Raw genomic sequence first — 1,983 nt, 5'->3', positions numbered from 1 at the left:
TGCCCGTGTTGCGCCATCGCGTGCTCCTGAACTTCCACGCGGAAGCGGAAGGCAAGGACGTGTCCGACGTGGTGGCCACGCTGCTCGAGGCCCTGCCTGCCCCCGCGGCGCCCAGCCTCTAGGCATTGCTGGCGATGGCGGTCGACAGTCTCATCGATCCTCGCTCCCTCGCGCAGCTGCGCGATTTGCGCTTGGTGGCCCATCGCGTGGTCGAAGGGATGCTGAGTGGGATTCACGTGAGCCGCCAGCGCGGGGCGGGCCTGGAGTTCAACCAGTACCGCGCCTACGAGCCCGGCGATGATCCGTCGCGTATCGACTGGAAGCTCTTCGCTCGCTCGGACCGTTACTTCGTGCGCGAGGCCCAACGCGAGAGTCAGCTCACCCTCTGGTGCCTGATCGACCTGTCCGGTTCTATGGCCTTGGAGAGCGAGGACATCGCCGGGTGGAGCAAGCTGCGCTTCGCCAAAGCACTGGCCGCGAGCCTCGCGTGGTTGGCCATGCGCCAGGGCGACGCCTTCGGCCTCATCGGCCTCGCGGCGGAGCGCTTGGAGTACATGCCATGCCGGCGCGGACGCCGCCACTTCGAGCGCTACACGGTCGCCCTGGATCGCTTGCAGGCGCAGGGCCGATGGCCCGGCGAGCACACGCTCAGCAGCCTCTGGGAGCCGCTTCGCTCACCGGGCCTGGCGATTCTGATCACCGACCTCTTCGAGGCCGGCGAGGAGATCACCTCGCTCGCCGGCAAGCTGGCGGCGGCGGGCAAGGACGTCCTGGTCGTGCAGCTGCTCACCGATGCCGAGCAGGCGTTTCCCTGGCGCGGCCGGGTGCTGTTCGAGGATCGCGAGACGGGCGAGACCCGCCTGGTCGACGCCAGCGCGCATCGCGAGACCTACCACGCCTTGCGGGATGCGGAGGCGCGTGCCCAGCGCCGTTCGCTCGCGGGGCGCGATGTGGTGCTCCACAGCACCACGATCGAAGCGCCCCTGGAGCCCTTCCTGGCCCGGTGCCTCGACCCGCGCCGGCGGCGCGTGGCATGATCGGCGGCGGGGAGGTACCGAGGTGAGCTTCGCCAATCCGGCGGCACTCGGCCTACTCGGGTTGCTGGCCGTGCCGATACTCATCCACCTGCTGGCGCAGGGAGAGTATCGGGTGGTGTCGGTGGGCTCTCTGCGTTGGCTGCAGTCGCAGCAACAACCTCGTTGGTCCCGCCTGCAGCTTCGCGACCCCTGGCGCTTGGCGCTGCGCTGTGGATTGGTCGCAGCGATGGTGCTGGCCCTGGCGCAGCCGGAGTGGTCCGTAGGGTCGTCGCAGACGAACACGCAGGTATTGGTCGACCCTAGCGCCGATATGGCCGCCGCTCGCGAGGCTGTGCGCGAGGTGCGCGCAAGGGCTCAGTCGACGGGCGGCACCTTAGCGATTCGTTGGTTATCTCCCGGGTTTCCCAAGTGGGATGCCTCGCCTCCCGACGAGGGCGACGTGCCCCTCTACGATCTCCTGGCCGCGGCGGATGACACACTTGCGCCCGGGCCCCTGGTGGTACTCGCCCAAGCCCAAGCCGATCGCCTGGGGTGGCGACGACCGACGCTGGCCCGTGCCGTGGACTGGGTGGCGTTGCCGGGGACGGTTCCCGGCGCGGAGCGTGCCTCCCCGGGCCGATCGGTGGCCGTGGTCCACGATGGGCGTCCCGAGGTGGCCGCCTGGGTCGCGGCGGCGATCGACGCCTGGGCGGCCGGCGGTGGGCGCACTGGGGACGAGGTGGCGCTGTACGCGTTGCCGGACCTTCCGCCCACCTATACGCCGGATTGGGTGGTGTGGCTGGGGGCTGGGGAGCCGTGGCCACCAGCGGTCGCCGCGCTGCTCGCGGGCGGCGCCACGGTGCTGAGCGACACCCCCGGGGAGATCACGGCGTCCGTGGTACTCGATCTCGCGGGTGATGAGCAGCCCCTCTTCGATGTGGTGAGGCCGCCCGACCCTGGGGAGGTG

At 70.3% G+C, this 1,983-nt stretch carries 3 protein-coding genes; all 3 read left to right on the top strand.

Annotated features, from left to right (window positions below; genetic code table 11):
* The coding region (locus AAF184_25810) for an AAA family ATPase (protein MEO0425772.1) at positions 1–122 on the top strand (122 nt) is incomplete at its 5' end.
* A 12-nt stretch (positions 123–134) separates the two neighbouring features.
* The gene (locus tag AAF184_25805; protein MEO0425771.1) at positions 135–1,037 is read left to right on the top strand and encodes a DUF58 domain-containing protein; all 903 of its coding nucleotides are present in this window, start codon (positions 135–137) and stop codon (positions 1,035–1,037) included.
* Between the two features lie 22 nt (positions 1,038–1,059).
* Positions 1,060–1,983, top strand: a 924-nt coding sequence (locus tag AAF184_25800) for a BatA domain-containing protein (protein ID MEO0425770.1), incomplete at its 3' end; no start/stop codon positions are given.

The sequence above is a fragment of the Pseudomonadota bacterium genome (assembly GCA_039815145.1).
GTDB lineage: Bacteria > Pseudomonadota > Gammaproteobacteria > Steroidobacterales > JBCBZW01 > JBCBZW01.
The sequence above is the reverse complement of the archived record's forward strand: the minus strand, read 5'-3'. Positions and strand labels throughout refer to the sequence as shown.

Bases quoted from the DNA above. Each gene is read 5' to 3' on its own strand.
- AAF184_25805 (MEO0425771.1), top strand. From the start codon at position 135: ATGGCGGTCGACAGTCTCATCGATCCTCGCTCCCTCGCGCAGCTGCGC.